The 26,333-nt window shown below is 44.5% G+C and carries 29 protein-coding genes; 19 read left to right on the top strand and 10 right to left on the bottom strand.

What is annotated here, in order from left to right; translation table 11 throughout:
- Positions 1 to 12: 12 nt before the first annotated feature.
- From glgP (HTH_RS00450) to HTH_RS00400, 11 genes are all read left to right on the top strand, one after another.
- The gene (gene glgP, locus HTH_RS00450) at positions 13 to 1,674 is read left to right on the top strand and encodes an alpha-glucan family phosphorylase (protein WP_012962738.1); all 1,662 of its coding nucleotides are present in this window, start codon (positions 13 to 15) and stop codon (positions 1,672 to 1,674) included.
- Positions 1,671 to 3,347: an alpha-glucan family phosphorylase gene (glgP, locus tag HTH_RS00445; protein WP_012962737.1), complete on the top strand. Its 1,677-nt coding sequence runs from the start codon at positions 1,671 to 1,673 to the stop codon at positions 3,345 to 3,347. The genes glgP (HTH_RS00450) and glgP (HTH_RS00445) overlap by 4 nt, the downstream gene beginning before the upstream one ends.
- A gap of 5 nt (positions 3,348 to 3,352) precedes the next feature.
- The gene (locus HTH_RS00440) at positions 3,353 to 4,255 is read left to right on the top strand and encodes a ferritin-like domain-containing protein (RefSeq protein WP_012962736.1); all 903 of its coding nucleotides are present in this window, start codon (positions 3,353 to 3,355) and stop codon (positions 4,253 to 4,255) included.
- Entirely contained in the window at positions 4,227 to 4,790 is a 564-nt protein-coding gene (locus HTH_RS00435; protein WP_012962735.1) for a D-sedoheptulose 7-phosphate isomerase, read from the top strand. Before HTH_RS00440 ends, HTH_RS00435 begins: the two co-directional genes overlap by 29 nt.
- On the top strand, positions 4,787 to 5,608 hold the full coding sequence (locus HTH_RS00430; RefSeq protein ID WP_012962734.1) for an NAD(+)/NADH kinase: 822 nt from the start codon (positions 4,787 to 4,789) through the stop codon (positions 5,606 to 5,608). Before HTH_RS00435 ends, HTH_RS00430 begins: the two co-directional genes overlap by 4 nt.
- Positions 5,599 to 6,363: an ATP-binding protein gene (locus HTH_RS00425; protein ID WP_012962733.1), complete on the top strand. Its 765-nt coding sequence runs from the start codon at positions 5,599 to 5,601 to the stop codon at positions 6,361 to 6,363. The genes HTH_RS00430 and HTH_RS00425 overlap by 10 nt, the downstream gene beginning before the upstream one ends.
- Entirely contained in the window at positions 6,351 to 6,851 is a 501-nt protein-coding gene (locus HTH_RS00420; RefSeq protein WP_012962732.1) for a CDP-alcohol phosphatidyltransferase family protein, read from the top strand. Before HTH_RS00425 ends, HTH_RS00420 begins: the two co-directional genes overlap by 13 nt.
- A gap of 13 nt (positions 6,852 to 6,864) precedes the next feature.
- The gene (gene lysA, locus HTH_RS00415; protein WP_012962731.1) at positions 6,865 to 8,112 is read left to right on the top strand and encodes a diaminopimelate decarboxylase; all 1,248 of its coding nucleotides are present in this window, start codon (positions 6,865 to 6,867) and stop codon (positions 8,110 to 8,112) included.
- An 88-nt stretch (positions 8,113 to 8,200) separates the two neighbouring features.
- Positions 8,201 to 8,632, top strand: coding sequence for a DsrE family protein (locus HTH_RS00410; RefSeq protein ID WP_012962730.1), 432 nt, complete (start codon positions 8,201 to 8,203; stop codon positions 8,630 to 8,632).
- A gap of 13 nt (positions 8,633 to 8,645) precedes the next feature.
- Positions 8,646 to 10,673: a TonB-dependent receptor domain-containing protein gene (locus tag HTH_RS00405; protein WP_012962729.1), complete on the top strand. Its 2,028-nt coding sequence runs from the start codon at positions 8,646 to 8,648 to the stop codon at positions 10,671 to 10,673.
- Between the two features lie 72 nt (positions 10,674 to 10,745).
- Positions 10,746 to 11,165, top strand: a complete 420-nt coding sequence (locus HTH_RS00400) for a bactofilin family protein (protein ID WP_232500441.1) — start codon at positions 10,746 to 10,748, stop codon at positions 11,163 to 11,165.
- On the opposite strand, the gene acs is transcribed toward HTH_RS00400, so the two are convergent.
- The gene (gene acs, locus HTH_RS00395; RefSeq protein WP_012962727.1) at positions 11,117 to 13,012 is read right to left on the bottom strand and encodes an acetate--CoA ligase; all 1,896 of its coding nucleotides are present in this window, start codon (positions 13,010 to 13,012) and stop codon (positions 11,117 to 11,119) included. The two genes, HTH_RS00400 and acs, sit on opposite strands and share 49 nt — an antisense overlap.
- Before the next feature lie 267 nt (positions 13,013 to 13,279).
- On the opposite strand from acs, the gene HTH_RS00390 reads away from it, so the two are divergent.
- Positions 13,280 to 13,870 (top strand): anthranilate synthase component II, encoded by a 591-nt coding sequence (locus HTH_RS00390; RefSeq protein WP_012962726.1) that lies wholly within the window; start codon positions 13,280 to 13,282, stop codon positions 13,868 to 13,870.
- Here HTH_RS00390 and cutA read toward each other — a convergent pair.
- Entirely contained in the window at positions 13,824 to 14,156 is a 333-nt protein-coding gene (gene cutA / locus HTH_RS00385; RefSeq protein WP_012962725.1) for a divalent-cation tolerance protein CutA, read from the bottom strand. The two genes, HTH_RS00390 and cutA, sit on opposite strands and share 47 nt — an antisense overlap.
- An 18-nt stretch (positions 14,157 to 14,174) precedes the next feature.
- Between cutA and murD the strand changes: the two genes are divergently transcribed.
- Positions 14,175 to 15,443, top strand: coding sequence for a UDP-N-acetylmuramoyl-L-alanine--D-glutamate ligase (gene murD / locus HTH_RS00380; protein ID WP_012962724.1), 1,269 nt, complete (start codon positions 14,175 to 14,177; stop codon positions 15,441 to 15,443).
- Here the strand turns inward: murD and HTH_RS00375 are convergent.
- The gene (locus tag HTH_RS00375) at positions 15,397 to 15,924 is read right to left on the bottom strand and encodes a type 1 glutamine amidotransferase domain-containing protein (RefSeq protein ID WP_012962723.1); all 528 of its coding nucleotides are present in this window, start codon (positions 15,922 to 15,924) and stop codon (positions 15,397 to 15,399) included. The genes murD and HTH_RS00375 overlap by 47 nt on opposite strands.
- Positions 15,921 to 16,790, bottom strand: coding sequence for a zinc metalloprotease HtpX (gene htpX, locus HTH_RS00370; RefSeq protein ID WP_012962722.1), 870 nt, complete (start codon positions 16,788 to 16,790; stop codon positions 15,921 to 15,923). Before htpX ends, HTH_RS00375 begins: the two co-directional genes overlap by 4 nt.
- Positions 16,791 to 16,853: 63 nt before the next feature.
- Between htpX and HTH_RS00365 the strand changes: the two genes are divergently transcribed.
- The 6 genes from HTH_RS00365 to ndk are packed head-to-tail and all read left to right on the top strand — an operon-like array spanning position 16,854 to position 21,516.
- Complete coding sequence (locus HTH_RS00365) at positions 16,854 to 17,879, top strand: PhoH family protein (protein ID WP_012962721.1); 1,026 nt, start codon at positions 16,854 to 16,856, stop codon at positions 17,877 to 17,879.
- The gene (gene ybeY, locus HTH_RS00360; protein WP_012962720.1) at positions 17,800 to 18,243 is read left to right on the top strand and encodes an rRNA maturation RNase YbeY; all 444 of its coding nucleotides are present in this window, start codon (positions 17,800 to 17,802) and stop codon (positions 18,241 to 18,243) included. The genes HTH_RS00365 and ybeY overlap by 80 nt, the downstream gene beginning before the upstream one ends.
- Before the next feature lie 45 nt (positions 18,244 to 18,288).
- Positions 18,289 to 19,257, top strand: a complete 969-nt coding sequence (nadA, locus tag HTH_RS00355; RefSeq protein WP_012962719.1) for a quinolinate synthase NadA — start codon at positions 18,289 to 18,291, stop codon at positions 19,255 to 19,257.
- Positions 19,254 to 20,321 carry a flavodoxin-dependent (E)-4-hydroxy-3-methylbut-2-enyl-diphosphate synthase gene (ispG, locus tag HTH_RS00350; RefSeq protein WP_012962718.1) on the top strand — a complete coding sequence of 356 codons (1,068 nt, stop codon included), beginning with the start codon at positions 19,254 to 19,256 and terminating at the stop codon, positions 20,319 to 20,321. Before nadA ends, ispG begins: the two co-directional genes overlap by 4 nt.
- A gap of 9 nt (positions 20,322 to 20,330) precedes the next feature.
- A complete protein-coding gene (locus tag HTH_RS00345; RefSeq protein WP_012962717.1) occupies positions 20,331 to 21,122 on the top strand; it encodes an oxidoreductase in 792 nt (263 codons plus the stop codon).
- Positions 21,091 to 21,516 carry a nucleoside-diphosphate kinase gene (gene ndk / locus HTH_RS00340; protein WP_012962716.1) on the top strand — a complete coding sequence of 142 codons (426 nt, stop codon included), beginning with the start codon at positions 21,091 to 21,093 and terminating at the stop codon, positions 21,514 to 21,516. Before HTH_RS00345 ends, ndk begins: the two co-directional genes overlap by 32 nt.
- Here ndk and HTH_RS00335 read toward each other — a convergent pair.
- From HTH_RS00335 to HTH_RS00310, 6 genes are read right to left on the bottom strand one after another with little or no spacing between them, the layout of a single operon-like run.
- Positions 21,485 to 21,994 carry a shikimate kinase gene (locus tag HTH_RS00335; protein ID WP_012962715.1) on the bottom strand — a complete coding sequence of 170 codons (510 nt, stop codon included), beginning with the start codon at positions 21,992 to 21,994 and terminating at the stop codon, positions 21,485 to 21,487. The two genes, ndk and HTH_RS00335, sit on opposite strands and share 32 nt — an antisense overlap.
- Complete coding sequence (gene ccsA, locus HTH_RS00330) at positions 21,984 to 22,736, bottom strand: cytochrome c biogenesis protein CcsA (RefSeq protein ID WP_012962714.1); 753 nt, start codon at positions 22,734 to 22,736, stop codon at positions 21,984 to 21,986. Before ccsA ends, HTH_RS00335 begins: the two co-directional genes overlap by 11 nt.
- A 13-nt stretch (positions 22,737 to 22,749) precedes the next feature.
- Entirely contained in the window at positions 22,750 to 23,835 is a 1,086-nt protein-coding gene (locus HTH_RS00325; protein ID WP_012962713.1) for an FtsW/RodA/SpoVE family cell cycle protein, read from the bottom strand.
- Position 23,836: 1 nt separating this feature from the next.
- The gene (locus HTH_RS00320; protein ID WP_012962712.1) at positions 23,837 to 24,604 is read right to left on the bottom strand and encodes an undecaprenyl-diphosphate phosphatase; all 768 of its coding nucleotides are present in this window, start codon (positions 24,602 to 24,604) and stop codon (positions 23,837 to 23,839) included.
- On the bottom strand, positions 24,604 to 25,779 hold the full coding sequence (locus HTH_RS00315) for a class I SAM-dependent rRNA methyltransferase (RefSeq protein WP_012962711.1): 1,176 nt from the start codon (positions 25,777 to 25,779) through the stop codon (positions 24,604 to 24,606). The genes HTH_RS00320 and HTH_RS00315 overlap by 1 nt, the downstream gene beginning before the upstream one ends.
- Entirely contained in the window at positions 25,779 to 26,327 is a 549-nt protein-coding gene (locus HTH_RS00310; RefSeq protein ID WP_012962710.1) for a DJ-1 family glyoxalase III, read from the bottom strand. The genes HTH_RS00315 and HTH_RS00310 overlap by 1 nt, the downstream gene beginning before the upstream one ends.
- Positions 26,328 to 26,333: the final 6 nt, after the last annotated feature.

Genomic DNA, 26,333 nt, shown 5'->3' with positions numbered 1-26,333 from the left:
ATATATTCTCAAATGATAGCTTATTTTGTGATGGAAGTAGGGCTGGAGGAGAGTATACCTACCTACAGCGGTGGACTTGGCACTCTAATAGGTGATACCATACTTACCTTTGCTGACCTTGGCATACCTGCGGTCTGCGTGACTCTTTTGTACAAGAAGGGATATGTTTACCAGAAGATAGCCAAGGATGGAAGGCAGGCTGACTTGGAGGATATTTGGGACTACCAGGAAGTGTTAAGACCTCTATCGGTTGAAGTGGAAGTGCCTATAGGAGAAAGAAAGCAGAAGCTACGGGTGTGGGAGTACACGGTAAAGGGTAAGAGGGACATAAAGGTGCTTTTCCTTGACGGCGACCTTGATGGTAATGATGAAAAAGTGAGAGAAGCCTTTCAAAGGCTCTATTACAGCGACAAGGAGAGAAGGCTCATACAGGAGGTAGTCCTCGGTATTGGGGGTTATAGGGCTCTTAAGGCTCTGGGGTACGATATAGCCCTTTATCACATAAACGAAAGTCATTCTGCCTTTTTGCTGTTTGAGCTTTTGAAAGAGAGCAAAGATGTTGAAGATGTGAAAAAAAAGGTAGTCTTTACCACCCACACCTCCCTACCGGTTGGGCATGACACCTTCCCATTAAGTATGGTGAAGGAATACCTGAAGATGTATGATGGCATAGATTGGGAGAAGGAGGCAACAGACGATGGTCAGCTGGACCTTTCTCTTCTGAGTGCCAGGTACAGCTCCATAGTAAATGCGGTATCCTTAAGGCACAGGTTTATAACCCGCAGGAGCTATGCCTTCAGAGATGTAGACTACATCACCAACGGAGTTTATCACAGAAGATGGGTGTGCGAGGAGATGAAGGACCTCTTTGACAGATACATACTAGGATGGGATGATAACCCTGCCCTTCTCAAACAGGCTCATGACATACCATCCATAGAACTCCTCAAGGCTCACTCAGAAGCTAAGGAGAGACTGATCACCTTTATAAACAAAAATTACGATGTTAGTTTCGTGCCCGAGTGTCCCATACTGTGTATAGCAAGGAGAATAACAGCCTACAAGAGAAACAACCTCATACTCAAAGACATAGACAGGCTCATAAGAATATCCGAGAGGTTCGGATGTCTTCAGGTGGTCTTTGCCGGCAGAGCTCACCCTGCGGACAGCGATGGCAAGGCTATCATAAAGGACATAAACGACAAGATAAGCTATGCAAAAAGTAAAACAAAGAGCCTGAGGATGGTCTTTTTGGAAAACTACGGTATAGGTCTGGCAAAGCTTCTGGTGGCTGGGTGCGATGTGTGGCTCAACAATCCCAAAAGACCCTACGAAGCTTGTGGCACCAGCGGTATGAAGGCTGCCATGAACGGAGTTTTAAACCTCTCCACATGGGATGGCTGGTGGCTGGAGGGTGGCATAGAGGGCATAAACGGCTGGGGAATAGGTCCCAGACCCAGCTGGAGCGATATGTCCGAGTCTAATGACGAGGAAGACCTGGAGGACATATACGGAAAACTCCAGCACATAATACTGCCCATGTATTATAACTATCAGGATGAGTGGGTAAAGCTTATGAAAAACAGCATAGCAACTGTAGGCCCGTGTTTTAACACTTACAGGATGGTGAGCGAGTACTTTGTCAAAATATACTCCGCCGGGTTAAAGCTATGATAGCGTATTTTGTGATGGAGCTTGGTCTTGAGGATAGAATACCCACATACAGTGGAGGACTTGGAACCCTTGCGGGTGATACCCTCTACTCCTTTGCGGACCTGAGCATTCCCGCAGTTTGTATCACCCTCCTCTACAAGAAAGGTTATACGCTTCAAAAGATAACGCATCACGGGATGCAGCTGGATTTTGACACTCTCTGGGATTATAAGAAAGTACTCACCCCCCTTGATGTGGAAGTGAGGATGCACTTTGGCGATAAGGAGCAGAAAGTTAGAGCCTGGGAGTACACACTGAGGGGGCACGGAGACATAAAGGTCATTTTTCTGGATACGGACATTCCCGGGAATGAGCCGGACATAAGGAGGCTCAACGAAAGGCTATACCTTGACGAGGGTCTATACAGGCTCAGGCAGGAGATGCTTCTGGGTATAGGAGGTTACAGGGTTTTGAAAGCTCTCGGATACAACATAAGCGTTTATCACAAAAACGAGAGCCACTCCGCCCTGCTGGTGGTGGAGCTTCTGAGAGAGCTGGGAGACTTCCAGAAGGTAAGAAGCAGATGCGTTTTTACCACTCACACGCCTGTGCCTGCAGGACACGACAAATTCCCCATAGACATGGTAAAGCAGGAGTTAAAGCTCTATGACCACATAGACTGGAACAAGGAAGCCATTGACGGCTTTCTAAACCTGTCCGCTTTTGCCCTGAGATACTCCTGCAAGGTAAACGCAGTATCCTACAAGCACATGTTTGTGACAAAAAACATACTGATAGACCAAGTTCCCACAGAGGGTCCCTGTGAGCTTGAGTATGTAACCAACGGCGTATACCACAGAAGGTGGATACATCCCGAGCTTCAGGAGCTTTTCAACGAATACATGCCCGCGTGGGACGAAAACCCGGTGTTGCTAAATCAGGTCTACAGAGTGCCTTCTGAACTTCTTCTCAAAAAGCACAACAAAGTCAAGAACGAGCTTGTAAACTACATAAACAAGACAACAGGAGCTGGTTTCAGCGATGATGTGCTGACCATAGGAGTGGCAAGGAGGGTCACAGCCTACAAGAGGAACAACCTAATACTCAGAGATATAGACAGGCTCATCTACGTAGCGGAGCACTTCGGGGAGCTTCAGATAGTCTTTGCAGGCAAAGCTCATCCCAAGGACTCGATGGGCAAGGAGATGATAGCGGACATATTCTCAAAAATTCAGGCTCTAAAACAAAGAACCAGCAAAGTGAAGGTTGCCTTCCTTGAAAACTACAGCATAGACATGGCAAAGCTTCTGGTGGCTGGGTGCGATGTGTGGCTCAACAATCCCAAAAGACCCTATGAGGCTTGTGGCACCAGCGGTATGAAGGCTGCCATGAACGGAGTTTTAAACTTCTCCACATGGGATGGCTGGTGGCTGGAGGGTGGCATAGAGGGCATAAATGGCTGGGGAATAGGTCCCAGACCCAGCTGGAGCGATATGTCCGAGTCTAATGACGAGGAAGACCTGGAGGACATATACGGGAAGCTCGCCTATGTTATACTGCCCATGTACTACACCAGCAAAGACCAGTGGGTATTCATGATGAAGAACTCCATAGCCACCGTGGGACCCTTTTTCAACACCCACAGGATGGTAAGCGAGTATATTAGTAAGGTGTACCAAATAGGATTGAGGTGATGAACATGAACAAAAGAGAGCTTATCAACCTGCTTCTTTACGATGTTGCCCTTGAACACTCCGCCATAGTCCAGTACCTCTACCACATCTTCCTCATAACCGACAAGAACATAACGGAGGAGATAGAGGTCATAGCAAGGCAGGAGATGAGACACCTCAAGTGGTTTGCCCAGAAGGTGGTAAGTCTTGGGGGACAGGTGGTTCTAGACAGGCTGGAAGACATGATAGTGGTGGGGGGACCAGACTGGGAGGACATGCTCTCAAAGGATGTGGATGCAGAGCAAATGGCTATAGAAACTTACACAAAACAGCTGGAAGTGGTAAAGGATGAGAGCGTAAAAAGACTGCTGGAGAGGGTCATAAAGGACGAGGAGGACCACAGGATAGAGTTTACAGAACTTAAAGAGCTGGCAAAGGAGAGCCTGCTAATAGAAGGACAAGCCCAAAAGGCAGACCCTAAGACTTTGGAAGTCCTAAACAGGTTTTTAAAGGAAGAGTACCAAACTATAATAAATTACCTTTATCAGTTTTTCCACACCAAGGACTGCACCTACAGGGACATAATGCTGGACCTTGCCATTGAGAGCATGACTCACATGGGGAAGATAGGAGAAAAGATAGGCGAGCTTGGAGGCATGCCCAGCATAGAGGCGGACCTCTCTCCCAAGCCTCTCAGAAAGCTGGAAGAGCAGGTAAAGCAGGAGATGAGCTACGAGCAGAGCACGGGTGAGGATTATAAAAAAGTGGTGGAGAGTTTGAAAGACCCGGACCTTCAGAGGCTTTTCAGGTTTATAGAAAACCAGGAGGAGTATCACAAACACATGCTCTCTGAGTTTTTCAAAACCATGAGGAGGCTCACAGTTGGAAGCCTCAAGAAGGATGATGGAGCTGATAATAAACTCCTTTAAAGAGAGTGCGGATGTAAAACTCGCTTTTGTGGAGCTTTACGCCCAGCAGATCCTTGATGTAGGTAAGATAATAGCTCAGGCTCTTAAAGATGGCAATAAGCTCCTTCTTTTTGGCAACGGTGGAAGTGCGGCGGATGCCCAGCACATAGCAGCCGAGATAGTAGGAAGGTTTAAAAAAGAGAGGAAAGCTCTGCCAGCCATAGCCCTCACCACAGACACCTCAGTGCTCACGGCTGTAGGGAATGACTACGGTTTTGAAACCATTTTTGAAAGGCAGATAGAAGCCCTCTGCATGCCAGGCGATGTGGTCATAGGCATCACCACCTCAGGAAATTCAGAGAATGTGATAAGAGGTCTTTCAAAAGCTCACGCTCTTGGTGCCACCACAGTAGCTTTTACTGGAAGGAAGGGAGGTAAAGTGGTTGATGTAGCACACTACAGCTTTATAGTCCCTTCTTACGATACAGCAAGAATACAAGAATGCCACATAACCCTCGGGCATGTACTTTGTGAGCTTATAGATAACTTGTTATGAAGGTGCTAATTTTTGTAAAAGATAGCCAGACAGCCATAGAGACATCTAGAAAGATAGAGGAGTTTCTGAAGGGAAAGGGAATATCCACGGAGGTGTTTGTAAACCTTAGGGGCAACAGATGCAGGCTAAATCTAAAAGACAAAGACCTCCTTCTGGTGATAGGGGGTGACGGCACCTTTCTGGCAGGGGCAAGACTGGTAGCCAAGCACCGCATACCTATACTGGGCATAAATGAGGGTAGATTTGGCTTTCTTACGGAGGTAGAAAAGGAAAACGCCTTTGAGGTGCTGGAGCTTCTCTTAGAGGATAAGCTCAGTATTCAAAAAAGGATGATGGTCTGTGCATACATAAAAAGAGGAGGGAAACAACACTTCTTAGGCGATTATCTAAACGATGTGGTGGTGTCCAAAAGCACCATAGCGCGCATGCTGGAGCTTGACGCTTATGCGGGGAAAGACTTCATGATGAGGGTATACGGGGATGGAATTATCATCTCAACACCTACGGGTTCAACGGCTTATGCGCTATCCGCCGGAGGACCAATAGTTTATCCCCTCTCGGAAAACCTCCTCTTTGTACCCATATGCCCCCACACTCTCTCCAACAGACCTCTGGTACTTCCCAGCGGTTTTGAGATAAGGATAGTAAACCTATCACCAGATAATATGGCTTTTTTGACCCTTGACGGTCAGAAAGGTATGGCACTCAAAAAGGGTGAAGAGATTATTATTAAAAAGTCAAAGCATTACTGCCTTATGTATCCAAACCCCAAAAGAGGGTTCTTTGAGATCCTGAAGGAGAAGTTAAGATGGGGATAAATTTTGAGGAGTTTTTAGCTTTTAGGTTCAAGGACGGAGAGCTCCAACCCATAGAGCACCCCCACATTCCCAAATTTGAAGACCTTCTGCACATAGAAAGACAGAAAGAGGAGCTAAGGAAAAATACCTTAAAGCTGGTTATGGACCTTCCTGCTCACGATGCGCTTCTCTGGGGAGACAGAGGTACAGGAAAGTCTTCCTTGGTCAAATCTATGCTGGGGCTTTTTGCCAGCAAAGGGCTAAGGCTTGTGCAGGTTTATCAGATGGACATCTTGCACCTTTCGGACCTTTACGGACTTCTCAGGAGAACAAGCCAGAAGTTCATACTTTTCTTTGACGACCTCTCTTTTGAAAGACACGACCAGCAGGTAAATGTGCTAAAATCTCTTCTTGATGGCGATGTGGAAGAGAGACCAAAGAATGTAGTGGTTTATGTGACTTCCAACAGAAGGAACTTAATGCCAGAAAACCTGGAAGAAGAAAAGTTTCCAGAAGAGAGGCGCATTCAGATAGCCTCTTTGGTAGAAAGGTTTGGAATTAGACTGGGCTTTTTCTCCTTTAGCAAGGATGAGTATCTGGACATGGTAAGACACTACGCAAAGGTAAGGGGCTTAAAGATAGATGCAGAAGAGCTTGAAAAGAGAGCCTTAGATTGGGCAAGGGAAAGGTATGGCTTTTCTGGAAGGTCCGCATACCAGCTAATAAAGGACTTAGAAGGGCAGTTGATGTTAAAATCCTTAGGATGGCTACTCTGATAACCCTTCTGAGGTTCCTTATCACCTTCCCAGCCTTTTATGCTGTTATTTTGGGGCAATTAAGGTGGGCTTTGGTTTTGATACTTTTGGGAGCTCTGTCGGACCTGCTGGATGGTAGCGTAGCAAGAAAGAACAAAGAGGAAAGTAAATGGGGTGCTCTCCTTGACCCTCTGGTGGACAAAATTTTCTTCCTGTCTATACTTTCTGCCTTTCTTTACATGCAACAGATAAACCCAGTAGCTTTTCTTCTTTTGCTAATAAGGGAGCTTTTAGTTTCTTTCTTGAGGAGCATGGGTGCGGAGAAAGGTTATACAATGCAGGCCTCATACCTGGGCAAGACAAAAACCTTCTTTGAATTCCTGAGCTTGATCTTACTCTCGGCAGGAAGCCCCTTAGGTGGATGGATGCTATGGATAGCAGTGCTTTTTGCCTATATCTCTATGTACGACTATCTGATAAAATATACTACCTTTGAAAAAAGCTCTTAGGAGAGAAGGTAGCATGCTAAAAGAGTACAACAGGTATCTTGAGTACATAGATGGAGAGCTTCACTTAGAAGGTGTTTCTCTTAAAGCCCTTGCAGAGGAGTTTGGCACGCCTCTGTATGTTTACAGTGCCTCTCACATAAGAGACAGAGTAAGAGCATACAGGGAAGCTTTCCCAGATGCCCTTATATGTTATGCTGTAAAAGCCAACTTCAACCCAAGCATCATAAGAGTTGCAAGAGAGGAAGGTGCAGGTGCTGACATAGTATCAGGCGGTGAGCTTTACGCCTCACTGCTGGCCGGAGTTGAACCAAGCAGAATAGTTTATGCTGGTGTGGGAAAGACCCTAAAGGAGCTTGAGTATGCTATAAAGTCGGACATACTCATGTTTAATGTAGAGTCCCGTATGGAGCTGGATGTTTTGAACCATCTTGCAGAGAGCTTAGGGAAAAAGATAAGAATAGCCATAAGGGTAAATCCAGACGTGGACCCAAAAACGCACCCGTACATATCCACAGGCATGAAGAAAAGCAAGTTTGGAGTGGATATAAAACATGCAAAGCAGGAATACCAATACGCCGGAAAGCTGAAAAACCTTGAGGTGGTGGGCATACACTGTCATATAGGCTCCCAGATCCTTGATGTCTCTCCATACATAGAAGCAGTAGAAAAGGTGGTAGACCTGTATCATGAGCTTGTCAGGTCTGGCTTTGAGATTAGGTATGTGGACATAGGAGGAGGGCTGGGCATAAAGTATAAACCAGACCAATCCAATCCAGAGCCAAAGGACCTGGCAGAAGCTGTCATGCCTGCGCTGAAAGGCGTAGATGCCAAGATCCTTCTTGAACCCGGAAGGTCTATAGTGGGCAATGCAGGTCTTTTAATAACTCGCGTTGAGTTTTTAAAAGACAAGGGACACAAACATTTTGTAATAGTTGATGCAGGAATGAACGACCTTATAAGACCGGCCATGTACGATGCTTACCATCACATAGTGCCCGTTGTTAAAAGAGATACCGGCTACATAAAAACAGACATCGTTGGACCCATATGCGAGACTGGGGACTTTTTAGCTCTTGATAGAGAGATACAAAAGGTGGAAAGGGGAGACTACCTGGCGGTGCTATCCGCAGGAGCTTACGGTTTTGCCATGTCATCACATTACAATGTAAGACCAAGAGCTTGTGAGGTACTTGTAGAAAAGCAAAGCTATAAAATCATAAGGGAGAGAGAAACTTACGCATACATATTCAAGGGGGAGTGAGGATCTTCCTCGCCTTTAGAAGAAAAATTGACTTTAATCACATTTTGTTATATTATTTTAATATGAACGTTAAAAAGGAGGTAAAATTATGAGGTCAATTGCGTTAATCTTAACAAATCTTCTTGCAGTTCTGGTACTTACCATCTACGCTCAGGAAGCGCACGATAAGACTCATCAAGCACAGAAAGAAGGAGCTATCTTGGTAGTGAATCTTACACACGATAGGGGTATAAGTGCAGAGATGGCTCTTACCTTTGCCAACATTTCCTTAGGTAGAGGATACGAAACTGTGGTCTGGTTAAACTCAGAAGGAGTAAGACTTGCGGATGCAAAGGCAAAAGAAACACAGGCGATTAAACTTCTCAGGGAGTTTTTGTCAAAGGGTGGGAAGGTTTACGTCTGCCCTGTGTGTGCACAGAAGTTAAAAGTGGAGAAGATAGCAAGTGGTACCCAGTGGGCAAATCCTGACATAATCTTCCCGCTTATAACCCAAGAGAAAACAAAGATAGTATCTTGGTGAAGGAGGTAAAGACATGAGGGGCATACTCCTTATAACCGCCACTTTGTCAGTAGGTTACGCTCAGGAGCTTCTGCTAAAGGAGATTGAAGTAAAAGCCAAAAGGGAACCTTTTGAAGAGAGCCTTGAGATAAGGGAGGTAAGGGAAAGCTCTGCAAAGGATGTGGGTGAGGCACTTACAAAGTTAGGAGGTATCTGGAAGATAAGAAAGGGAGGTATAGCCAACGACATAGTGCTGAGAGGCTTTTACAGAGATAACATAAACGTACTTATAGATGGGGAAAGGGTTTACGGTGCATGTCCCAACAGGATGGACCCACCCGCCTTCCATGTGGATTTTTCTGAAGTGGAGAAGATAGAGGTAATAAAGGGACCCTTTGATGTGAAACATCAAGGCTCTATGGCTGGGCTTGTCAACATAATAACCAGAAAGCCAGAAAAGGGCTTTCATCTAAAGCTCAACGCAGGAGTAGGCTCCTTTAGCTTTATAAACCTATCTCCAACAGTTTCTTATGCGGATGAAAGATTTTACGGCTTAGCAGGGTATTCTTACAAGTACTCAAAACCATACAAGGATGGAGATGGCAAAAAGTTTACGGAGGTCTATCCATCTGATAGTCCCAACAGATACAAGCCTCAATTTATAAACTCAAAAGCCTTTGAGATAAACACCTACTGGGCAAAGTTTGGATTTAAACCTTTAGAAAATCACCAGCTGGAGCTTTCTTACACAAAACAGGATGCCAGACATGTACTTTACCCTTACCTTCTTATGGATGCCATATACGACAAAACGGACAGATTTAACTTCACTTACGGCATAGACAGCATATCCGACACGCTCAAAAGTCTTAACTTCCAGTTTTATTACACCAAAGTGGACCACTGGATGGATGACCGCTACAGGGTAAGCTCTGGCATGATGCCCTGGTCCATGGCAACAGATGCCAAGACAAAAACTTACGGAGGTAGGCTTGAGGGCAAGATCAGAGACTTTACCGTAGGTTTTGAAGCCTATAAAAGAAACTGGGATGCAGTCAACTATATGATGAGCATGGCGCAATTTGTCATACCTGATGTGGATACTAAAAGTTTTGGAGCTTACGGCGAATACAGGAAAGCACTTTTTGGCAAGCTAAGACTTGTAGCAGGCATAAGGCTTGACACCACAAAAACCGAGGCGGATGCCTCAAAGGCAAATACGGACCTCTACTTTGCTTACAAAAACACCAGAAGTACATCAAAAACGGACACTTATCCCTCAGGTAATTTGCAACTTTTTTATTCACTTTCTAAAGAGACAGAGCTTTTTGTAGGACTTGGACACTCGGTGAGAGTGCCCGACCCTCAGGAGAGGTACTTTGCCCTCAAGCGCATGACGGGGTCTGACTGGGTGGGAAATCCAAACCTCAAGCCTTCAAAAAACACAGAGCTTGACCTAGGCGTAAAGTACTCAACTGGTAAACTCCTTACCAAAGCCACCATCTTCTACAGCTACATTAAAGACTACATAACTGTCCACGATCAAAACAAAGTCAACATGGTTATGGGTGTTATGAATAACAGTGCAAGGTCTTACGAAAATGTAAACGCTCAGTTTTTTGGAGGGGAGCTAGACTCAAGGCTTGCTCTAACGGACAAGGTTTTCCTCTTTGGTGGACTCTCTTATGTGCAAGCAAGAAAGGACACAAAACCCGACAAAAACATATATAGCTCAAAAGTGGCAGAGGTACCACCTCTCAAAGCAAGGCTTGCCCTCAGGTACGATAGAGGTTGGTACTTTGGAGAGATAGAATCTATACTCTCGGCTACTCAGTACAGAGTAGACACAGACTTAAAGGAACAGAGGACTTCAGGATACGCAATATTAAACCTCAAAGTAGGAGGAAGTTACAGAGGACTTTCCATTACCGCAGGAGTTGACAACCTGCTGGATAAGAAATATTATGATTACCTATCCTACCAGAGGGACCCTTTCAGGAGCGGTGTAAAGGTGCCTGAACCCGGAAGAACCTTTTATGTAAACGCCTCGTATAACTTCTAAAAGCCCAACATGGTGTCACCTTTTCAAACCCTCCAAAGGAGGGTTTCTCCTTTTTGTTATATACTACTTACCATGTTCGGTAAAAAGGAGGAAGCGAGGGTCAGCAACCAGGAGATAAGGACACTCATAGGCATAGGTTGTTTGTTTGATGGTAATCTTACCATTCCTGAAGGGCTAACCAGGATAGACGGAGAGATAAGGGGGAACATCAGCGGTAAAGGAGGGCTTATATTGGGAGAGCGCGGAAGTGTAAGAGGGGACATAGACCTTGAAAGGGTGGTGGTGTACGGCAGAGTCCAGGGAAACATAAAGGCACAAAGTCTTGAGATAAAAGCTGGGGGTAGGGTTGATGGGAATGTGCAGGTGAAAGAGCTTATCATAGAAAAGGGTGCTGTTTATAACGGTGAGTGTAAGATGGAGGGGGGAGAAGCCCCCACAGAGCTTCAGTCCTCAAGGGTGGATATGTCTCCAACCGGAAGCCCAAGCTCCTGAGCCTTTAGAACTCTTCTCATTATCTTTCCGCTTCTGGTCTTGGGAAGCTTTTCAACAAACTCTATCTCGTCAGGCACCGCTATAGGTCCCAGCACCTGCTTCACATGGTACTTTATTTCCTCAACGAGCTTTTCAGATGGCTCATAACCCTTCTTGAGTATCACAAAAGCCTTTATAGATTCTCCCTTAACCTCGTGGGGTTTTCCGATAACTGCAGCTTCAGCCACAGCAGGATAGTCCACTATGGCGCTTTCCACTTCCATAGTTCCTATCCTGTGTCCTGCAACATTTAGCACATCGTCAGCCCTTCCCAGAATCATTATGTATCCCTCCTCGTCATAAGAAGCTAGGTCTCCTGTCAGATAGTATCCGGGTATGGTGTTCCAGTACTTTTCGTACCTCTCTGGCTCTCCCCAGCAGGTTCTGAGCATAGAAGGCCAGGGTGTTTTTATAACGAGGTTGCCTATGGTGTTGGGGGGGAGGACATTCCCGTGTCTGTCCACTACAAGAGCCTCTATGCCAAAGAAGGGTTTGCCTGCCTTACCCGGTTTTGCAGGGTAAGAAGGTATGGTGGTTATCATGTGCATGCCTGTTTCTGTCTGCCACCAGGTGTCCACTATGACGCACTTTTCTCTTCCTATGTTCTTAAAGTACCAGTGCCACGCTTCCGGGTTTATGGGTTCACCAACCGAGCCCAATATCCTCAGCGAAGAGAGGTCATACTTGGCAGGCCACTGCTCACCGTACTTCATAAACATTCTTACCGCCGTAGGCGCGGTGTAAAAGATGTTAACTCTGTACTTTTCTACATAGCTCCACCACCTTCCCGGGTCAGGGTAATCGGGTGCTCCTTCCACTATTAGAGATGTGGCACCCACAGCAAGTGGACCATACACTATGTAGCTGTGTCCTGTCACCCAGCCTATATCTGCGGTACACCAGTATATATCATCCTCTTTGAGGTCAAAAACCACCTTTGTGGTGTAGTATGTTCCCACCATGTAGCCACCTGTGGTGTGTAGCACACCCTTTGGCTTGCCTGTAGTTCCAGATGTGTAAAGTATGTAAAGAGGGTCCTCAGCGTCCATAACTTCTGGCTCGCACTTGGGTGAGCTGGTGCTTATAAGCTCATCAAGACTCACAAAGAACTTGTCCTCCCCATTTAGCACATCGCCATCCCTGTCCCAAACTATAACTTTTTCTACAAAGTCAAGACCATCTATTGCCCTCTGTGCAGTTGCAAGCAGGTCTATCTTTTTACCCCTTCTCTTAGTATAACTTGCTGTTATAACCACCTTTGCTTTTGCATCCTCTATCCTGAGCCTCAAAGCACCTTCACTAAAGCCTGCAAAAACCAGACTGTGTATAGCTCCTATCCTTGCACATGCCAACATACATGCAACTGCTTCTACCGTATTAGGCATGTATATGGAAACCCTATCACCCTTTTTAACTCCAAGAGACTTAAGTCCGTTGGCTATACGATTTACAAGTTCCAAAAGCTCTCCATAAGTAATTTTCTTTTCCCTGCTGTCCTCATCAAGGGCTATGTAGGCTACCTTATTCCTCTTGCCATTTTTTACATGCCTGTCAAGGCAGTTATAAGTTATGTTAGTTTTTCCTCCTACGAACCACTTGGCATATGGATAGTTCCATTCCAAAACCTTATCCCACTTTTTAAACCAGTGCAGGTCCTCCGCAACCTTTGCCCAGAAAGCTTCTCTGTCCTTAATGGATTCCTGGTATAGGGTTTCATAATCCCTCACCCATGCGGACTCTACTATAGACGGAGGAGGCATGTACTTTTCCTCAACTTTTAAAAGTGTCTCAGACCTATCTTCCACCATCTTTAGACCTCCTTTAGAGATTTTTAGAAAAATATAGCTTAAATCTATGACCCTTGCAACATAATTTTAAATTTTTATAATTTACATCATACCATTTAAATGTTCCTAAATTTAAAAAAAAAATACATTTACCAATGGTTTAATTCAAATTTTAAAGTATTTAAATTAAACACTAAAACCCTCTTTTTATTGATTTAAAGTTTATTAAAACTATATGATATTAATCATAATTTAAATGGGGGGAAGGAAGGGAAATATAATATACTTATGGAACTTCTCGTTATAGACAATTATGATTCTTTTACCTATAACTTAGTGCAGTATTTTCAGATGCTGGGTTGCCATGTAGCTGTAAGAAGAAACGATGAGATAACTCTCATGGACATAGAGAAGGCAAAGCCAGATGCTATAGTGATATCGCCAGGACCGTGCAGCCCAAAAGAGGCAGGTATATCCGTAGATGTGATAAAGCGTTTTTACAGAGACATTCCAATACTTGGTGTGTGCTTAGGACATCAGGCTATAGCTTATGCCTTTGGTGCTAAAATAGTCAGGGCAAAGAATCTCATGCATGGCAAGACTTCTCTTATATATCACACACAAGAAGGGATATTCAGAGGAATAAAAAATCCCTTTGTTGCTGTTAGGTATCACTCCTTAGTGGTAGAGAGGGAGAGCCTTCCACCTGTGCTGAAGATAACGGCAGAGTCCGATGATGGTGAGATCATGGGGCTTGAGCACAGAGATTACCCCCTTTTTGGCGTTCAGTTCCATCCCGAGTCAGTACTTTCAGAATCAGGAATGGATATACTCAAGAACTTTCTTGAGATATCCCAAGAGATTCGTCTATCCACTTAAGGTAATCCTCGTTGCCAGCTTCTATAGGTATAGCTATTATCTCTGGAACTGTGTAGGGGTGTATTGACTTCACACCGTCAACAAGATCTCTGAGTTTCTCTTTGGCGGTTTTTACCACAAGGAGCGATTCTTTGCCCCTCTCTATATTTCCCTTCCACCAGTAAATGGAGTTTACCTCTCTTACTATGTTTACGCACGCACCTAACTTTTCTTTTATGATGTGCTGTGCCATATCCTCTGCCCTATCCACCGACGTGGTGATAAAAACTACAAAGTACCTGTGCATAGAAGTTATTATATATCTATGGACAGGGTGTTGGTGTGGGGGCTTGGTATAAGCGGTAAATCAGCCATAAAGCTTTTAAAGGCAAAAGGTTATGAGGTTTATGCGGGAGATGACAAGGATGGAACGGATTTTAGAGAGTATCTTGACCTTGTGGATACAGTTGTTTTATCACCGGGCATACCTCCGAGGCATCCCCTTTGGATAGAGGCGCAAAAGAGAGGTTTGGAAGTGATAGGTGAGATGGAGTTGGCTTATAGGTTTTTCAAAGGTAGGGTGGTGGCAATTACCGGAACAGATGGCAAATCAACAGTCACCAGGATGACTTACCTGATTTTAAGAGAGCACTTTGGAAATGTGCTGGAGGGAGGAAATACGGGCACAGCTTTTTCCGAGATAGTTCTCAGAGACCCTTTCTCTTTGGCAGTCCTTGAGGTTTCTTCCTTTCAGGGCAAGACCTTAAAAACTTTTAGACCTTGTTGCGGTGCCTTCCTCAACTTTGCCAGAGATCATCTTGACTGGCACATCTCCCTTGAAGATTACCTTCACAGCAAGTACAACATATTCAAGCATCAGCAGGAGGAGGATTTTGTGGTGTTATATTCAAGACAGGAGGAGGTGGTAAACACTCCGACGAGAGCTAAAAAGTACTTTTTTAGCTCAAAGGATGCGCACGGCTTTTTAAGAGAGGGCAGAGCTTACTTTATGGGTGAGGAGCTTTTTGAGGTGAGTAAGCTCAAGATTTATGGACACCACAACTATAGAAACGCCCTTGCGAGTGCTATGATAGCAAAACTTATGGGTGTTCCTTCGGAAACAATAAGGAAAGTGCTTTACGAATTTTCGGGGCTTCCCTTCAGGCTTGAGCTTTTGGGTGAGTGGGAAGGTGTGAAGGTGTTTAACGATTCAAAGGCTACCACGGTTAACGCTCTGGAATCAGCGCTTAAAAGCATGCCAGATAAGAGCGTCATCCTCATAGCTGGGGGTAGAGACAAAGGTGGGGACTTTGAAAGCCTTTACGACCTTATACTGCAAAAAGTGAGGTTAGCTTTGCTAATAGGTGAAGCTAAGGATAAGATCTTTCAGGCTTGGAGGGGAGCTACAATACTTGAAAAAGTGGAAAGTTTGGAAGAAGCTTTAAAAGTAGCTAAAGCATACTCTCAGAGGGGAGACATTATACTCTTTTCCCCAGCGTGCGCTTCCTTTGACATGTTTAAGGATTACATAGAGAGAGGGCAGCGGTTCAATGAGCTAGTTTACTCCCTGTTTGGGAGAACTTCTCAAGTATGAGTTTTATCATCTGTAGCATGGACGAGGGGTCTGTGGCGGTAATAAGGTTGCCGTCTTCCTCCACAGACTTTCCCGTGTAAATAGCCCCCGCATTCTCAAGGTCATCTTTTATGGCATAAAAGCCTGTCACCTTCCTGTCTTTTACCACCTTAGCGGAGATGAGAACCCAAGGACCGTGACAGACTGCAGCTACTAATCTATCTTCTTCTAGGTGTTTTTTTACCATGCTGAGAACTTGGGGATACCTCCTTAGCCTGTCGGGTGCGTAGCCACCCGGTATGAAAAGGCAATCAAAGAGCCTTCCGGACACTTCTGACAGGGTAGCATCTGGTGTAAAAGTCATACCCTTTTTCCCTCTGTAGTCCTTCTTTTCAGGTGCTGCAGAGATAACTTCAAACCCCTCCTCTTTGAAACGAAGGTAGGGGTATATAAACTCCACATCTTCCACCAGCTCCTCTAAAAACACGCATACGCTTTTCATGCGTAAACTCCCATCTTCCTTGCCAGCTCTTTGAGTCTCTCAATCCTTTTTTCCGTTGATGGGTGCGTAGAAAATAGCTCCCATATACCTTCTCCCGAGAGAGGATTCTCTATGAAAAGGTGAGCTGTACCTTGATTCACCTCCGCTGGTATCTGGTAAACATAGTTGTGGATCTTCTCAAGAGCTCTTGCGAGAGCAAGAGGATCACCGCTTATTTTGGCACCCGTCTCGTCCGCTAAGTACTCCCTTGACCTGGATATAGCCATCTGTATAATCATGGCTATTATGGGTGTGAGAATGATAAGCATAAGACTGCCCACCAGACCCGCCCATCCTCCCCTGTTTTCTTCGTCCCTACCTCCTCCAAAGATGAGCATCCACTGGAACATATTCACCAAGTAAGATATTGCGCCGGCTATGGTTGCTGCCATTGTAGCCACAAGGACATCCCTGTTCTTTATGTGTCCAAGCTCATGAGCCAGAACTCCTCTTAGCTCATCTCTATCAAGCAGATGTAGTATACCTGATGTTACCGCTACTGCCGCATGCCCGGGACCCCTTCCTGTAGCAAAGGCATTGGGTTGTTCCATAGGAACAAGGTATATGGGAGGTTTAGGAATGCCGGCTCTGCTTGCCAGCTCCTCAACTATCTGGTGTAGCCACGGTGCTTCCTCGTAAGGTATTTCCCTTGCACCATACATGGAAAGGACGATTTTGTCAGAAAACCAGTAGGCTATAAAGTTCATGATGCCAGCCAGAATAAGGGCTATAGTCATTCCAGTTTTGCCACCTATAAGGTGGCCTACAAAAAGGAATAAGCCAGTAAGAGCTCCGAGCAGTATAACCGTCCTGAGCATATATCCCATTTTGTTCCTCCTGTGATGGACTTGAAATTCCCGTATTTATCAATATATTTATAAGACAATAGGATGTCAAGCACCGAAAAGTTAGAAGAGAGAGTGGATTTAGGAAGCTTTGACGAGAGCTTTTATGCCATAGTTGGTCGCGGTGATGAAAATCTCAAGTACTTTTCCCAGGTCTTTGGTGTAAAGGTGTTTGCAAGAGGTACGGAAATTATGATAAGGGGAGAGGAAGAAAAAGTTAAGCAGGCTTACGATTTTATAAAGGGCATAATCAAGGAGCTAAAGTCTCATCCTATGACAGCGCAGGATGTGAGAGAAAGGGCAAAGGAATATGTAAGCAAAAGGGAGGCAAAAGAGTTGGAAGACAAGGAGAACATAATCTTTTTAACCCACAGGAGAAAAGCTATACTTCCCAAAACGCATACCCAGAAGATATATGTGGATGCCATAAAAAACAATGACATAGTGTTTGGTATAGGGCCTGCAGGCACTGGGAAGACTTACCTGGCAATGGCTATGGCACTTGCTCACCTTAAGGAGAACAAAGTCAATAAAATAATACTTACAAGACCTGCTGTTGAAGCAGGGGAGAAACTTGGCTTTCTACCGGGAGGCATAGCGGAAAAGGTGGACCCATACCTGAGACCTCTTTACGATGCTCTCTACGACATGGTGGACTACGATAAGGCAAGCTATATGCTGGAGAGAAACATAATAGAGATAGCACCACTGGCTTTTATGAGAGGCAGAACATTGAACGATGCCTTCATAATCCTTGACGAGGCTCAAAACTCAACAAAAGAGCAGATGAAGATGTTTTTGACGCGCATAGGCTTTGGTTCAAAGGTGGTTATAACAGGGGACATAACGCAGATAGACCTTCCCAAAAGGGAACACTCGGGGCTTGTTGAAGCAATAAAGGTACTTCAAAACATAGAGGGTATAAGCTTTGTCTGGTTTACCCAAGAGGATGTGGTGAGACACCCCATTGTGGCGAGGATAATAAAAGCTTATGAGGAATTTGAAAGGGCAAAGGAGGAACAGGATACAGATAAGACTTCACAAGAGGAGTATAAAGAAAGCTCAGATTGAACAGATTTCTGAGCGTATTGCTGAACTTCTTGGGCTTGAAAGGGCTGAGATAAGCATATACATAACTGATGACGAAACTATCAGACACCTAAACCGCGACTATAGAGGAAAGGATGAACCAACGGATGTGCTTTCCTTCCCTATATGTGAAAAAGTAGGCAACTGGTTAATACTGGGAGACATAGTTATATCCTTTGACACTGCGAAAAAGCAAGCATCACAGATGGGGCACTCCCTTGAGGAGGAAATAAAGAGGCTTTTGGCTCATGGCTTTGTGCATCTTCTTGGATACGACCACGAGCTTGGTGGAGAGGAGGAGAGGAAGTTTTTTGAGCTGGAAAGTTATGTGCTGAAAAACCTTTAATCAAGATCAGTGTTTTTTGGAAAAGAGATATATATTTTAAACCTGATGTTTGCCTTAGAGGTTAAAAAGGAGGAGGTTTTAGGCAAAGAGGAGTTAAAGGCTCTGCAGGAGGAAGTGAGGAAACTTGCAAAGGAGAAGAACGCGGTAATACTGGCTCACTACTATCAGAGACCTGAGGTTCAAGATGTGGCGGACTTTATAGGTGATTCCTTAGAGCTTTCAAGGAAAGCATCTCAGACAGATGCGGACATAATAGTTTTCTGCGGTGTGCGCTTTATGTGTGAAACTGCAAAGATAGTAAATCCTACAAAGAAGGTCCTTCATCCGAATCCAGAGTCCGGCTGTCCCATGGCTGACATGATAACTGCCAAGGATGTTCTCAGGCTAAAAGAAGAGCATCCAGACGGTGAGGTGGTAGCGTATGTAAATACCAATGCGGAAGTAAAGGCTGTTTCCGATGTGTGCGTAACCTCTGCCAATGCCATAAGGATAGTTCAGAAACTCCAGAGTAAAAAAATAATCTTCATACCCGACCAGGCTCTGGGAAGCTGGGTAAAGAGACATGTGCCAGATAAAGAGTTTGTGATATGGCAGGGTTTTTGTCCTCCACACTTTGAGTTTACCGCAAGAGAAGTTCAAAAGCTCAAAGAGATGTATCCGGATGCCAAGGTGGCAGTGCATCCCGAGTGCCATCCAAAGGTTATAGATATGGCAGATTTCGTAGGTTCAACTTCCCAGATTATCAATTACGCCACCACATGCGACACTAACAGGGTTATAGTGATAACGGAGGTGGGGCTAAAATACACTTTGATGAGGAAAAATCCCAACAAGGAGTATATATTTCCAGAAGCCATGAATTACTGCGGTAGCGTTTATTGTTGCACTATGAAAGCTATAACACTTCCAAAGGTTTACGAAACACTAAAGTATGAGCTAAACCAGGTAATACTGCCCGAGGAGATAATAGAAAAAGCAAAGAGACCTATCCTGAGAATGCTTGAGCTGTCATGAGCCCAAAAAGGCGCAAGACACGGCAGATAAGCGTAGGCTGGGTAAAGATAGGAGGAGATGCACCCATAGTGGTCCAATCCATGACTTCCACCAAAACCCACCAGGTGGAAGAAACATTGCAACAGATAGAGAGGCTCCACAGTGCAGGTTGCGAACTCATAAGGGTTGCAGTGCCACACGAGGAGGACCTTGAGGCTCTTCCAGATATAGTCAAAAACTCCCCTATTCCCGTTATAGCCGACATACACTTTGCACCATCTTATGCCTTTAGGTCAATGGAAAAAGGAGTGCATGGCATTCGTATAAACCCGGGTAACATAGGAAAGGAGGAGATAGTCAGAGAAATAGTCCAAGAGGCTAAGAAAAAGGGTGTAGCCATAAGGATAGGTGTAAACTCAGGCTCTTTGGAGAAGGACCTTTTAGAAAAGTATGGTTATCCCTGTGCGGAGGCGCTCTTTGAAAGTGCCATGCGTTGGTCAGAGAAGTTGGAAAAGTGGGGTTTTGACAATTTTAAGGTATCCATAAAAGGCTCTGATGTGCTGGAAAACATAAAGTCTAACCTGCTTTTTGCAGAAAGGACAAACATACCTCTTCACATAGGTATTACAGAAGCGGGTATGGGACAGAGTGGTATAGTAAAGTCCTCGGTGGGCATAGGTATTCTCCTTTACTTGGGCATAGGCGATACAGTAAGGGTATCGCTCACCGATGACCCCGAGGTGGAGGTAAAGGTAGCTTACGATATTTTAAGGTCCTTGGGGATAAGAAGGCAGGGCGTAGAGATAGTTGCCTGTCCTACATGCGGACGCATTGAGGTGGACCTTCCAAAGGTGGTAATGCAGGTAAAAGAAAAATTAAAAGATATAAAGGAACCCCTAAAGATAGCCATAATGGGTTGCGTGGTAAATGCAATAGGCGAGGCAAGGGAGGCTGACCTTGGCTTGGCATGTGGGAGAGGTTTTGCGTGGCTCTTCAAAAGAGGAAAGCCTATTCGTAAAGTCAGTGAGGGGGAGATGGCCCAGGCTCTGCTGGAAGAGGTTCTAAAATACAAAAGTGAGTTATAATTATCATGCATGTTTGATATCCTTAGCAAAGAGCAGATAAGCCAAGACTTTATACTCCTTAAGATACATGCACCTCACATACGCCATGCAAAAGCAGGTCAGTTTGTTCTGCTCCAGCTAAAAGAGCACTCGGAAAGAATTCCAGTGTGCGTATTTGAAACCTTTGATAACGGTTTTTCCTGCTTAGTGCAGGTGGTGGGAAGAAGCACGCTTGAGATAAAGGAGGAGGGAGATGCCTTTTATTACATTGCTGGACCGCTGGGAAAACCCTTCCCCGTCGGCAACTATGGAAAGGTGGTCATATACTCCAAAGGTTGGGGGATAGCACCTGCTATAAGTGTGGGCAGAGCTCTAAAGGATCTGGGAAATTATGTAAAGATGGTTTGTTTGGATGAAAGCCTTAGCCATCTTTTGAAAAGGGAAGGGTTTGATGAAGTGGTGTATCAGGAAAATATAGTAGCTTACAGTGGCTTTGACTTGGTTGTGTCCGTGGGTAGCAATATGCTCTCAAAAATCCTTTCGCAGATATATGACTCTACGCCTCACATTACTATGCCAGTGGTTCATATGCTCTGCGCCGCAGGACTTTGTCTTACTTGCAGAGTTAAAAGTGGGCTTGCCTGCACAGATGGACCATGGTTTGAAGCTAAAGAAATAAACTGGGAGGACCTTTTAAAGAGGGAGAGCCTATACAAAGAACAGGAAAAGTTAGCTCTTGAAGAGTATAAAAAGTCGCTTTTGAGAAAACAACTCAGAGAGGAGGTTGAGTATGGAAAGGACGCTCATCATTATCAAACCTGATGCCTTTCAAAAGGGTGCTACCGGTAAGATCATTGACAGGTTTCTTTCAGAGGGCTTTAAGCTGAGAGCCATGAAGCTTTTTAGGTTCACAAAAGAGCAGGCACAGCAGTTTTACATAGTTCATAAAGAAAGACCCTTCTACGCAGAGCTTGTGGAGTTTATGACATCCGGACCCGTAGTTGCCTGTATCTTAGAGGGAGAAGATGCCATAAGAAGAGTTAGAGAGATCATAGGACCCACCGACAGTGAAGAGGCAAGAAAGGTAGCTCCTAACTCCATAAGAGCGCTCTTTGGTACCGATAAAGGCAAGAATGCCATTCACGCTTCAGATTCAAAAGAGTCAGCAGATTACGAGATTCCTTTCATCTTCTCTCGTCTTGAAGTATTTGAATGATACGCTGTGCTATTTTATTAGGTTCATCTGTGGTATCTATGTGAGCGTGAGCTTGGGAGTAAATTTTTTTTCTCTCTTGGTATAACTTTTTTAACTCTCCCAAGCTCTTTTTCAAAAGTGGTCTTTCTTGAACGTCTTTGCACCTTTGCAAAAAAGCATCAAAGCTCACATCAAGCCATACCACCAATCCATGCCTTTTCATAAGCTCCAGAGCTTCCTTATTTGCCCCAAGACCACCTCCCGTGCTTATTACTGCATTGTCTTCTAAAACGAGCAACTTGAGAACTTCCAACTCTCTTTTTCTAAAGTAGTCCTCGCCCTTTAGCTCAAAGATCTCTTTTATACTCATGCCCTCTTCCTTTTGGACCTCTTCATCCAGGTCGCAGAACTTCCAGCTCAGACTTTTAGCAAGCTCTTTTCCTATCGTACTTTTACCGCTACACATAAAACCTATGAGAAATACTCTCTTAAACTTCATGTCTCACAAAAAGTAAGTTAAGAAGGGAGAAAAGACTTCCCAAGAGTATAAGGACAGAAAGCTGTTTGGGTTTTAATCCCCTTACCAGATTCAGATGTACCACAAAGGCATAATACATCCAGAGGATGAAGGTAAAAAGTAGCTTAGGGTCGTTTACCCAGTGCTTTCCAAAGTGAACCCTTGTCCAGAAACTTCCAAAAATCAGGGTAAGAGTAAGAAGCACAAAGGAAAGATTGACCGCAATCCTTTCGGATGTCCTCAAGAGGTTTATGGACAGAGAGAAGGCGGGGAGGTCTTTTTGCTTTAGTCTTCTTTCCAGCAAAAGTCTCAAAAGAGAGGAAAGTCCACCAAAAAAGGCGGATACATACGCAAAAAGGGCTGAGAGTATATGCAGAGAGTAGAGAGGATTCCTATAAGGAGATGGTTCCGAAGGGAGGGCAAGAAGAGCGGACAGAATCCCAATAAAAGAAAAGATGGCTGAAAATCTGAGAAATTGGCTGTTTTTAAGGGAAAAGATGGTCAAGGTAAGCACCATCGTATTACCCAATATGGAAGAAAAACCGTAAGGATTAGCAAAGGGAAAACTGCCCAGCTTAAGGCTTATATGAAGTATGTATATAAAGTAGGATACAATGGCAAACATCAAAGGCGGTAAGACTGCTTTTTGGGCAATTTTACCGTAATAGGAAAGTATGGCAACAAAGAAGGAAAGAAGATAAAGAATTAAACTAAGTGTCAGCATGCCATATAATAGTTTAAAACAATCCCCTTCTTATAACGGACTGAGCCAGTCCTATACTTATCATAGAGAAGAGGAGATTGGAAGTACCGTAGCTGATGAAGGGGAGAGCTATTCCCTTGGGTGGCAGAAGGTTTACCGCCATGCCCACATTCCAAAGAAAGGATAGGGCAAAGTTTAAGGCTATGCCAAAAAGTAAAAGCTTACCAAAAGGTTCTTTTACCCTGTAAGTAAAGTAAAAAAGCCTTCCCACCAGAAGAAGGTAAAGAGAAAAGAGCACAAGCATACCCACAAATCCCAGCTCCTCTGCCAGAAGGGATACCGCGTAGTCTGTATCCGCTGCTGGCAGAGCTCCCATCTTCTGAATACCTTTGCCTATACCTACCCCCCACATGCCTCCGTGAGCAAATCCAAAGAGGGACTGTATGATCTGGTATCCCGATTCTTCAGGGTCGGCAAAGGGGTCTTTCCAAGCTGAGAATCTCTCCGCCACATACCCCGACTTGGAAGTAAGCAAGTAAGCAATAAATAGGAAAAACACACCAATTATTGGCAGATAAACCTTCTTAGGAATACCGCCCACATATAACATAAGACCGCACAGAACTAAGAGAAAGATTGCTCCTCCCTTATCAGGCTGAAGAGAAACCAAAAAGGCATTTAAAAACACTATAAAGGAAGCCCAGAATATGTACTTCCACTGTCTTACAGAACCCTTCTCTACTATGTAGTAAGCGATAAAAATTATCAGAGTAATCTTTGCAAACTCAAGAGGCTGTAAGCTGGTACCTACGAGCCATCTGTCTACCTGTTTGTGAGCTACGAACTTTTTTATCAATACTGCCAGAAGAGAGGCTGTGGATAAAAGCACCAAAGTATAAACCACCTTCTTTTTTTTGAGAACTCTGTAATCTAACCTTGAAAATAGCCAGTTTACTATAAACAGACCCGCAAGAAAGGTAAACAGCTGGTAAAGAGGCTTTTTGTATATGCTGAAGTCTGCATAGCGTTCAAAGATGTAAGGGACGGTATTAGAGCTTACAATAGCGGTTTGCCCCATAAAAAAGAGCAGCACCACTGCATAAAGTATCCATCTGTCCATTTTATAAAAAGTAAAAGCCGTAAGCAAAGCTTATCAGTATTCTGTAAATACCAAAGGGTAGGAAGGAGTGCCTGGAGATAAAACCTATAAAGACTTTTACCGTTATAAGAGCGGTTAAAAAGGCAGACAGAAAACCCACGAATAAAAGATACCACTGAGCATTCGTAAAAGTAGTATGCGATTTATAAACATCGTAGGAGGTAGCAATTAGCATGGTAGGAACAGCCAGAAGGAAGGAAAACTCCGCAGAAGCTTTTCTGTTTAAGCCCATCAGCATCCCGCCTATGATGGTGGATGCGGACCTGGAAACCCCTGGTATCATGGCAAGAGACTGAAAGATGCCAATCATGAAAGCCTTTCTCAAGCTGAGTTTTGACGCATCTTCCATATAGCAAAAGCGCTCACACACTCTATCCGCAAAGAGAAGAAACACCCCGCCCAAGAACAAAGAAGCAACCACCACCTTGTCGTTGCCTACTAAATAATTTTTTATAAATTTGTAGAGCAGAAAGCCCAGCAAACCCGTAGGGAAAAAGGCTACCAGTATTCTCTTCCACACTTGATAGTCCCTTAAAAATCTCTTTGTGTAAAGAAAAAGAACCGCTAAGATGGCACCCATCTGTATGGATATCTCAAAGCTTTTGGTAAAGTTGTCATTTTCAAGACCCATAAGATGAGCGGTAAGTATGAGGTGTCCCGTTGAAGAAACTGGCAGAAACTCGGTTAGCCCCTCCACAATGCCTAAGATGATGGCTTGGTGTATATTCATCAAAGCACCTCCGCGTATATTCCCTTCAGGTAAAGGGTATTTGGCATCTGAAGCACCCAGGGGTGATCAAGGTCCTGAAAGCTAACTCCCACAATTCTTAAGTGTCTTCTTGTATCCTTTGCTGCATCCAGAAGCACCTTAAGAAGGTGGTCCATAGTTATGTGAAAGGAGCAGGAGTATATAACTAAGTAGCCTCCCCTTTTTACCACATGAAGCCCCCTCACGCAAAGCTCCTTGTAGCCACGAAGAGCGTTAGGTACGCTTGCCCTGTTTTTGGCAAAGGATGGTGGGTCCATGAGCACCAAGTCAAAAACCTGACCCTCTTTGTGTAGCTTCCTCATAAAGTCAAAAGCATTTTCTTCCATCCACACTATATTATCAAGACTGTTTAGCTCCGCGTTCCTTTTTGCCACTTCAAGAGCCTGAGCTGATATATCAACCGCCAGAACTTCTCCTGCGCCTGCTTTCCTCATGTTAAGAGCAAAGCCACCCGTATGACAAAAAAGGTCAAGACACCTGTATCCTGGCTTTACTAACTGCCTTATCATGCTTCTGGCTTTCCTTTGGTCCAAGTAAAAGCCCGTCTTCTGTCCCTGAGGTATGTTCACATAGTACTTTAAATCCCCTTCGTATATGGTAATCTCAGGAGGTACCTTTCCGTATATGACACCTTCCTCAGTTTTAAAACCTTCGGCTTTTTGAGCGTATTCGTTCCTCTTTTCGTAAATGCCCTTTGGCTTTAATACCTCAAGAATGGCAGATATCACCCATTCTCTCATGGCATTCATGCCAAAGGTGGTAAACTCCACCACTGCGTAATCGCCATAAACATCCATAACAAGCCCTGGCAGAAAATCACCCTCTGAATGAATGAGTCTGAAGGCGTCTGTGTTTAAAGATAGGCTCTTCCTGTAGTTATACGCCTGCTCTACCCTCTCCTTTATTAGCTCATAACTTATTTTCTTTTCCTTCTCAAAGGATAAAAGCCTTATACTTATGTTTGCCTGAGGGTTTATGTAGCCATAACCAAGGAAGTGTCCGCCAGCATCCCTAACGACTACATGATCACCTTTCTGTGGCTTTTTTGAGTAAGATGTTATCTCAGGCTTGTAAACCCATGGAAAGTAGGACTTTAGCTTTTCCTCCACGCCGGGCTTTACCCTCACCTGGAGCATTACCAATCTATAAGCATCCTTTGAGCTACTTCACGAGCTTTATCCTTACCGGCAAGCTTTTCTGCCAGCTTAAGAGCAAAAAGCAATGCGGTGCCAGGTCCCTGACTTGTTATTACTCTGCCATCCTCCACCACCTTATCATCAACGAATACCGCTGGTTTTATCTCTTCCTTTAATGATGGATAAACGGTTGCTTTTTTCCCTTCAAGAACGCCAAAGGATGCAAGAGCAGTAGGTGCTGCGCAGATGGCTGAAACATACTTATCTTTATCTTTGAGCGCTTTCACAAGTGCTTCTACCCTTTTGTCCTTTTTGAGGTTCTCCACACCTTCCGCACCACCAGGAAGCACCACCATGTCTATTTCCTCAAGATTCACCTCATCTATTGACAGCTCGGGCAGTATCTTTATACCTCTTGCGCTTGCCACAGGCTCTCTGGAGAGCCCAACTATAAGCACTTCCACTCCTGCGCGTCTTAGCACATCAATAGGAGCTACTGCTTCAACCTCTTCAAAACCATCCACCAGAATTATAGCCACCTTTGGCATAGCAAA

The sequence above is a fragment of the Hydrogenobacter thermophilus TK-6 genome, assembly GCF_000010785.1.
Classification (GTDB): domain Bacteria; phylum Aquificota; class Aquificia; order Aquificales; family Aquificaceae; genus Hydrogenobacter; species Hydrogenobacter thermophilus.
Note: the sequence above shows the minus strand (reverse complement) of the source record. Positions and strands in the feature narration are given on the sequence as shown.

Bases quoted from the DNA above. Each gene is read 5' to 3' on its own strand.
- HTH_RS00430 (WP_012962734.1), top strand. From the start codon at position 4,787: ATGAAGGTGCTAATTTTTGTAAAAGATAGCCAGACAGCCATAGAGACA.
- HTH_RS00405 (WP_012962729.1), top strand. From the start codon at position 8,646: ATGAGGGGCATACTCCTTATAACCGCCACTTTGTCAGTAGGTTACGCT.
- HTH_RS00425 (WP_012962733.1), top strand. From the start codon at position 5,599: ATGGGGATAAATTTTGAGGAGTTTTTAGCTTTTAGGTTCAAGGACGGA.
- HTH_RS00315 (WP_012962711.1), bottom strand. From the start codon at position 25,779: ATGCTCCAGGTGAGGGTAAAGCCCGGCGTGGAGGAAAAGCTAAAGTCC.
- HTH_RS00375 (WP_012962723.1), bottom strand. From the start codon at position 15,924: ATGAAAAGCGTATGCGTGTTTTTAGAGGAGCTGGTGGAAGATGTGGAG.
- htpX (WP_012962722.1), bottom strand. From the start codon at position 16,790: ATGGGATATATGCTCAGGACGGTTATACTGCTCGGAGCTCTTACTGGC.
- lysA (WP_012962731.1), top strand. From the start codon at position 6,865: ATGCTAAAAGAGTACAACAGGTATCTTGAGTACATAGATGGAGAGCTT.
- ispG (WP_012962718.1), top strand. From the start codon at position 19,254: ATGAGCCCAAAAAGGCGCAAGACACGGCAGATAAGCGTAGGCTGGGTA.
- HTH_RS00345 (WP_012962717.1), top strand. From the start codon at position 20,331: ATGTTTGATATCCTTAGCAAAGAGCAGATAAGCCAAGACTTTATACTC.
- HTH_RS00435 (WP_012962735.1), top strand. From the start codon at position 4,227: ATGATGGAGCTGATAATAAACTCCTTTAAAGAGAGTGCGGATGTAAAA.
- ybeY (WP_012962720.1), top strand. From the start codon at position 17,800: ATGAGGAATTTGAAAGGGCAAAGGAGGAACAGGATACAGATAAGACTT.
- HTH_RS00420 (WP_012962732.1), top strand. From the start codon at position 6,351: ATGGCTACTCTGATAACCCTTCTGAGGTTCCTTATCACCTTCCCAGCC.
- ccsA (WP_012962714.1), bottom strand. From the start codon at position 22,736: ATGCTGACACTTAGTTTAATTCTTTATCTTCTTTCCTTCTTTGTTGCC.
- glgP (WP_012962738.1), top strand. From the start codon at position 13: ATGATAGCTTATTTTGTGATGGAAGTAGGGCTGGAGGAGAGTATACCT.
- HTH_RS00390 (WP_012962726.1), top strand. From the start codon at position 13,280: ATGGAACTTCTCGTTATAGACAATTATGATTCTTTTACCTATAACTTA.
- HTH_RS00320 (WP_012962712.1), bottom strand. From the start codon at position 24,604: ATGAATATACACCAAGCCATCATCTTAGGCATTGTGGAGGGGCTAACC.
- HTH_RS00325 (WP_012962713.1), bottom strand. From the start codon at position 23,835: ATGGACAGATGGATACTTTATGCAGTGGTGCTGCTCTTTTTTATGGGG.
- acs (WP_012962727.1), bottom strand. From the start codon at position 13,012: ATGGTGGAAGATAGGTCTGAGACACTTTTAAAAGTTGAGGAAAAGTAC.
- nadA (WP_012962719.1), top strand. From the start codon at position 18,289: ATGTTTGCCTTAGAGGTTAAAAAGGAGGAGGTTTTAGGCAAAGAGGAG.
- HTH_RS00400 (WP_232500441.1), top strand. From the start codon at position 10,746: ATGTTCGGTAAAAAGGAGGAAGCGAGGGTCAGCAACCAGGAGATAAGG.
- HTH_RS00440 (WP_012962736.1), top strand. From the start codon at position 3,353: ATGAACAAAAGAGAGCTTATCAACCTGCTTCTTTACGATGTTGCCCTT.
- glgP (WP_012962737.1), top strand. From the start codon at position 1,671: ATGATAGCGTATTTTGTGATGGAGCTTGGTCTTGAGGATAGAATACCC.
- cutA (WP_012962725.1), bottom strand. From the start codon at position 14,156: ATGCACAGGTACTTTGTAGTTTTTATCACCACGTCGGTGGATAGGGCA.
- murD (WP_012962724.1), top strand. From the start codon at position 14,175: ATGGACAGGGTGTTGGTGTGGGGGCTTGGTATAAGCGGTAAATCAGCC.
- ndk (WP_012962716.1), top strand. From the start codon at position 21,091: ATGGAAAGGACGCTCATCATTATCAAACCTGATGCCTTTCAAAAGGGT.
- HTH_RS00335 (WP_012962715.1), bottom strand. From the start codon at position 21,994: ATGAAGTTTAAGAGAGTATTTCTCATAGGTTTTATGTGTAGCGGTAAA.
- HTH_RS00410 (WP_012962730.1), top strand. From the start codon at position 8,201: ATGAGGTCAATTGCGTTAATCTTAACAAATCTTCTTGCAGTTCTGGTA.
- HTH_RS00365 (WP_012962721.1), top strand. From the start codon at position 16,854: ATGTCAAGCACCGAAAAGTTAGAAGAGAGAGTGGATTTAGGAAGCTTT.
- HTH_RS00310 (WP_012962710.1), bottom strand. From the start codon at position 26,327: ATGCCAAAGGTGGCTATAATTCTGGTGGATGGTTTTGAAGAGGTTGAA.